The sequence below is a fragment of the Limnochordia bacterium genome (genome assembly GCA_023230925.1).
Lineage (GTDB): Bacteria > Bacillota > Limnochordia > DUMW01 > DUMW01 > JALNWK01.
Genome location: JALNWK010000095.1, coordinates 1 through 4,822, shown reverse-complemented (window position 1 = coordinate 4,822; position 4,822 = coordinate 1). Strand labels below are relative to the sequence as shown.

Genomic DNA, 4,822 nt, shown 5'->3' with positions numbered 1-4,822 from the left:
ATGCATCATCCTAACCCTCACTAACAGTGGGGGCTTTTTGTTGCGCTGAGCTGGACTAAGCACAGCGTTAAAGCTTCGTCCTTTCTTCCTAGCTGTCAAGGTGTGTTCGCTTTGACGCTTACGTATTATCCAACTACAGAATTACTCTTTCGGCAAAAAAATGTTGACATATGCCCAAAACTATTTGTATAATACAAGTGAGCATATGCCCATAATAGTTCTAGGATGATCTAGTCTTTGAATTGCAATACGTGGGCAGACAGTCTCAAAAGGGAGGTGTCAATAATGCCAAGAGGAGATGGAACTGGTCCTGCTGGCTTTGGCCCCATGACGGGTAGAAGGGCAGGTTATTGCGCAGGCTATGCGGTACCAGGCTTCGCGAACCCCTATCCTCGGGGAGGTGGTCGAGGTCGTGGTTATCGGCGGATGTACTATGCTACTGGTGTTCCGGGCTGGGCCCGTGCTCCCTACGGTGCGTGGGGCTATGGGGCACCGGCATACGCAGCGGAACCCGTACCGGCAAATGAAGGAGAGATGCTGAAGAACGAAGCTGCGATGCTAAAAGAGCAGCTTACACAGATCGAGGCGCGTCTTGAAGAGTTAGAAGAGGAGTAGCAAGGTGCCTAGAGGACTTGATTCCTCTAGGCATATTAACTTGGAGGTGCATTTGATGAAGATCGCGGTTAGCTCCCAAGGAAAAGACATGACCGCAGCGGTGGATCCTCGTTTTGGCAGATGTAGATACTTCATCATCTATTCTGATGAGGATGGTAGTTTTGAGGTAGTAGAAAACGCTGGGGTCGAGGCATCGGGTGGTGCCGGTGTACGCGCGGCTGAGCTTTTAAGTGGTCACGGGGTAGATGTTCTGCTTACCGGGACTATCGGGCCAAATGCCCAGCAAGGCTTAAGAGCCGCAGAAATTGCTGTTTATACCCAAGCTGAAGGGACTGTACAAGGAGCGATTTCTGCTTACAATGAGGGTAAATTGAAGCTGACATTAGAACCTAATGTGGGCTCACATTTTGGTAGACGAGGGAGAGATTAAAGGTGAAAGTAGCAGTTTCCACCGACTGCGGAAACGTGGCCACTCATTTTGGTCGTTGTCCCCATTATACGATTGCGGATATTGTTGATGGACATGTAACCAACCAGGAAGTAATACCAAACCCAGGACATCAACCGGGCTTTTTGCCTAAGTATCTGGCAGAAAACGGCATTGAGTGTATTATTGCTGGGGGAATGGGACCAAGGGCGGAAGGTCTATTCAAAGAGAGGGGCATCCTCACGATCACTGGCATTACAGGCAGTGTAGAGGATACGTTGGCAGAGTTGGCAGCAGGGACCTTAAAAAGTAAAGATAGCCTTTGCGAACACGAATAAACCTTGGGGAAAAGGTGATTGGGCGATGATTATTGCGGTGGCAAGTGGCAAAGGTGGTACCGGTAAGACTACGGTTGCGACTAACTTGGCCTTTTCTTTAAAAGACTCAGGACAAGTACAGCTGCTAGATTGCGACGTGGAGGAACCAAATTGTCACTTGTTTTTAGATGTTGGCTTGGTAGATGAGACACATGTTGAGGTAATGACCCCGGCACTGGATGCTACTCGTTGTACGTTGTGTGGCAGATGCCAAGAGGTTTGTGCCTTCAATGCCATCGCCTTATTGGGCAAGCAGGTCATGGTCTTTCCGGAACTGTGCCATGGATGTGCTGGTTGTACCTATTTTTGTCCTTCCGGTGCACTTACAGAAAAGACAAGACCCATCGGGGTTGTGCACAGGGGAAAAGGGAAAGGAATTAACCTTGTCTACGGCCTGCTAAATATCGGCGAGGCAATTGCCATTCCGATTATCCATCAACTGAAAAAGGAACTACGACATGAAACTATCGCTATCTTAGATGTACCACCGGGCACCTCTTGTCCGATGGTGGCTTCGGTGACGGGTGCGGATTTTTGTCTGTTGGTTACCGAACCAACCCCTGTAGGTTTAAGTGATCTGAAGCTAGCCGTAGCTGTAGTGCAGGAACTAGGTATTCCCCTAGGGGTTGTGGTTAATCGAGCTGGTCTTGGTGATGACTCGGTGTATGAGTACTGTCATAGGCACAATGTGCCCATTTTGCTGGAGATTCCCTTCGAACAGAGATTTGCCCAAGTCTATGCCCAAGGGAGACTAATCAGTGAGGATTATCCGGAGTGGCAAGCACGTCTTCAGGAGCTATTTGCGGAAATTGAGAGGAGGGCAAAGGAATGAAGAACATCTTGGTCATTAGTGGAAAGGGTGGTACGGGAAAAACCTGCATCACATCCTCCTTTGCCGTCCTTGCACAAGACAAGGTCATTGCCGATTGTGACGTAGACGCGGCTAATTTGCATATTCTTCTAGAGCCTCAAATAGTAGAAGAGCATGAGTTTTACAGTGGTAGGCGCTTTGAGATCGAAGAGAGTAAATGCACCCAGTGTGGGCAATGCACAAGATTATGTCGCTTTGATGCCATTAGTGACTACCGGATTGACCCCTTCTCTTGTGAAGGATGCGCAGCATGCTTCTATGGTTGCCCAAGTGATGCAATATTAGCTACCGACCGATTATGCGGGTATTGGTTTATTTCGCAAACAGCCTATGGCCCCATGGTTCATGCTAGGCTAAATATCGCTGAGGAGAATTCTGGAAAGCTCGTTACCCAAGTTCGCCAGGGGGCACAAAAAATAGCAGAGGAAACACAAGCCGATTACGTGATCATCGACGGGGCACCCGGAATTGGTTGTCCTGTTATTGCTTCTTTGTCAGGGGTGGATCTTGCTGTGGTTGTAACCGAACCAACCATTTCGGGATTTCATGACCTAAAAAGAGTCGTTGATCTGGCCGAAGGGTTTGACATAAACTACATTGTGTGTATTAATAAGTATGATCTAGATGAGACTAAGACCGCACAAATTGAACAGTGGTGTACCCATAAGGAGATCGCGGTCGCAGCCAAGATACCCTTTGATCCCAAAGTAGTGGATGCAGTGGTAAATAGGTATCCACCGGTTCTGATTCGTGACAGTAGGGTTTCTTTGGAGATAACAAAGCTTTGGGATGCGGTACTAACCAATTGCTGAAAGAAGTGGATGTCTGTTGCAGGAACAAGGTAGTGGAATTGAAAAGTCAGAACTAAACCAGATGAGCGCAGTTAAGCATGTTATTGCAGTGATGAGTGGTAAAGGTGGGGTAGGTAAGTCCCTTGTTACCGGTGTGCTAGCCGCGATGATCCAAAAGGAAGGCTATAAGGTTGGCATTTTGGATGCTGATGTTACAGGTCCAAGTATTCCCCGTATGTTTGGTGTCAAGGAGCGGCCAGAGCAGACAGAATTTGGGTTAATTGCTCCACCAAGCACAATCGGTATTCGGATCATGTCGTTAAACCTGCTTCTTGAACATGAAGATGATCCGGTGATCTGGAGAGGTCCGATCATGGCCAATTTGATCAAACAGTTTTGGACAGATGTGGTCTGGGGGGATCTAGATTACCTGTTGGTGGACTTGCCTCCGGGGACCGGAGATGCTCCCTTGACTGTAATGCAGTCCTTGCCTTTGGATGGGGTTGTGGTTGTTTCCTCGCCCCAGGACCTTGTCCTGATGGTGGTGGGAAAGGCTGTAAAAATGGCTAGGGCGATGAGCATTCCGATCCTCGGATTAGTTGAGAATATGAGTGGAGTCACTTGCCCAAAATGCGGAGAGTTTCATGAAGTGTTTGGACCACGACAAGGTGAGACTGCTGCCAAAGAGTTTGGTGTTCCGTTTTTGGGCTCCATTCCCTTAGATCCAAATCTTGCCGCTTTATGCGACCAAGGCCAAGTGGAACACTATGAGTCTTCGGTTTTCAGAAAGATGGCCCAGGACATTTTCGAGGCGATGGAACCTTAACGAGACCTTGGGGAAAGTGGTGAGACCCTTTCCCCACATCCTCTCAGATAATCCATAGGTACAACCTCCCTAGTAGTAAAGACCCCACTTTCATTCGTCTAGTACCTGATTAAGTAAGCTTCGGTCCATCAAGACAGATTCTGTGCCGATGATCGGTTAGTTGTGGCCCCGCCCGGAAATTCACTTTCGTAAGTATATATCCACTTTTTGTGCCATATACGTTGAGTAGGAAGGAATAGAAGGGGGGATCCCGATGCCGTGGGAGCAGGTAGTAGTCATGGGTGTTGCTTGGGGACCATTTGTGAGTGTGATTATCTCAATACTGAAGGGTTGGCTCAAGATTGAGAGCAAGTATATTCAACCGATCAACTGGGTGCTTGGCTTTTTGGGTTTGGTATTGTATAACATCATGGGTGGACAGAATTGGTACATGGCTATTCTGGCCGGCGTGACTGCTGTGATGAGTTCCACTGGGTTTCACGAAACCTTTGGACATATGGCCCAAAATACTGTGGCTAAGATTACATAGCTTGATCGTTGCCGCCTGCCTGACTTGGTCTCTTCCTAGGTTACAGTAAGGAATCTGGTTGAGTCAGGTCTACTCTAGAATATGTATTACTCGGTGATCCTTAGTCTACAGGCTTTTAGCTCATCAAAGTACTCTGCATAGAGGGGGTACCCATAAATGCACTGACTGATAACCGCCCAGGAAGGTTTCTCCCAAAGAGTGTCGTTATGACTACTGCTGCTGCAAAACGTGCTATAGCAATGTATTCATGAACATATACGATGGGGTTCATCTCCGTAAGTGTTGACCTTTTTCTTGTTTCCCACTGCATCTTTGCTTGATCTTCAGCTGAAAGTATTCTAAATCGTGAAAGCCATATGATTCTCGTTTTATAACCTTGATCTTAT

Annotated in this window: 7 protein-coding genes; all 7 read left to right on the top strand. The window is 47.7% G+C overall.

Going from position 1 to position 4,822, the window contains the following annotated elements:
- Positions 1-285 precede the first annotated feature (285 nt).
- Positions 286-615, top strand: coding sequence for a DUF5320 domain-containing protein (locus M0Q40_12475; protein ID MCK9223405.1), 330 nt, complete (start codon positions 286-288; stop codon positions 613-615).
- Between the two features lie 4 nt (positions 616-619).
- Complete coding sequence (locus M0Q40_12470) at positions 620-1,045, top strand: NifB/NifX family molybdenum-iron cluster-binding protein (GenBank protein ID MCK9223404.1); 426 nt, start codon at positions 620-622, stop codon at positions 1,043-1,045.
- A gap of 2 nt (positions 1,046-1,047) precedes the next feature.
- Complete coding sequence (locus M0Q40_12465) at positions 1,048-1,380, top strand: NifB/NifX family molybdenum-iron cluster-binding protein (GenBank protein MCK9223403.1); 333 nt, start codon at positions 1,048-1,050, stop codon at positions 1,378-1,380.
- Between the two features lie 25 nt (positions 1,381-1,405).
- Entirely contained in the window at positions 1,406-2,251 is an 846-nt protein-coding gene (locus M0Q40_12460; protein MCK9223402.1) for an ATP-binding protein, read from the top strand.
- Positions 2,248-3,102, top strand: a complete 855-nt coding sequence (locus M0Q40_12455; GenBank protein ID MCK9223401.1) for an ATP-binding protein — start codon at positions 2,248-2,250, stop codon at positions 3,100-3,102. The genes M0Q40_12460 and M0Q40_12455 overlap by 4 nt, the downstream gene beginning before the upstream one ends.
- Positions 3,103-3,118: 16 nt before the next feature.
- Positions 3,119-3,907, top strand: coding sequence for an Mrp/NBP35 family ATP-binding protein (locus tag M0Q40_12450; GenBank protein ID MCK9223400.1), 789 nt, complete (start codon positions 3,119-3,121; stop codon positions 3,905-3,907).
- A gap of 253 nt (positions 3,908-4,160) precedes the next feature.
- A complete protein-coding gene (locus M0Q40_12445) occupies positions 4,161-4,436 on the top strand; it encodes a hypothetical protein (protein MCK9223399.1) in 276 nt (91 codons plus the stop codon).
- Positions 4,437-4,822: the final 386 nt, after the last annotated feature.

What these genes read in the sequence shown, in the direction of transcription:
- M0Q40_12475 (MCK9223405.1), top strand. Translation starts at nt 286, where the DNA reads ATGCCAAGAGGAGATGGAACTGGTCCTGCTGGCTTTGGCCCCATGACG.
- M0Q40_12460 (MCK9223402.1), top strand. Translation starts at nt 1,406, where the DNA reads ATGATTATTGCGGTGGCAAGTGGCAAAGGTGGTACCGGTAAGACTACG.
- M0Q40_12455 (MCK9223401.1), top strand. Translation starts at nt 2,248, where the DNA reads ATGAAGAACATCTTGGTCATTAGTGGAAAGGGTGGTACGGGAAAAACC.
- M0Q40_12445 (MCK9223399.1), top strand. Translation starts at nt 4,161, where the DNA reads ATGCCGTGGGAGCAGGTAGTAGTCATGGGTGTTGCTTGGGGACCATTT.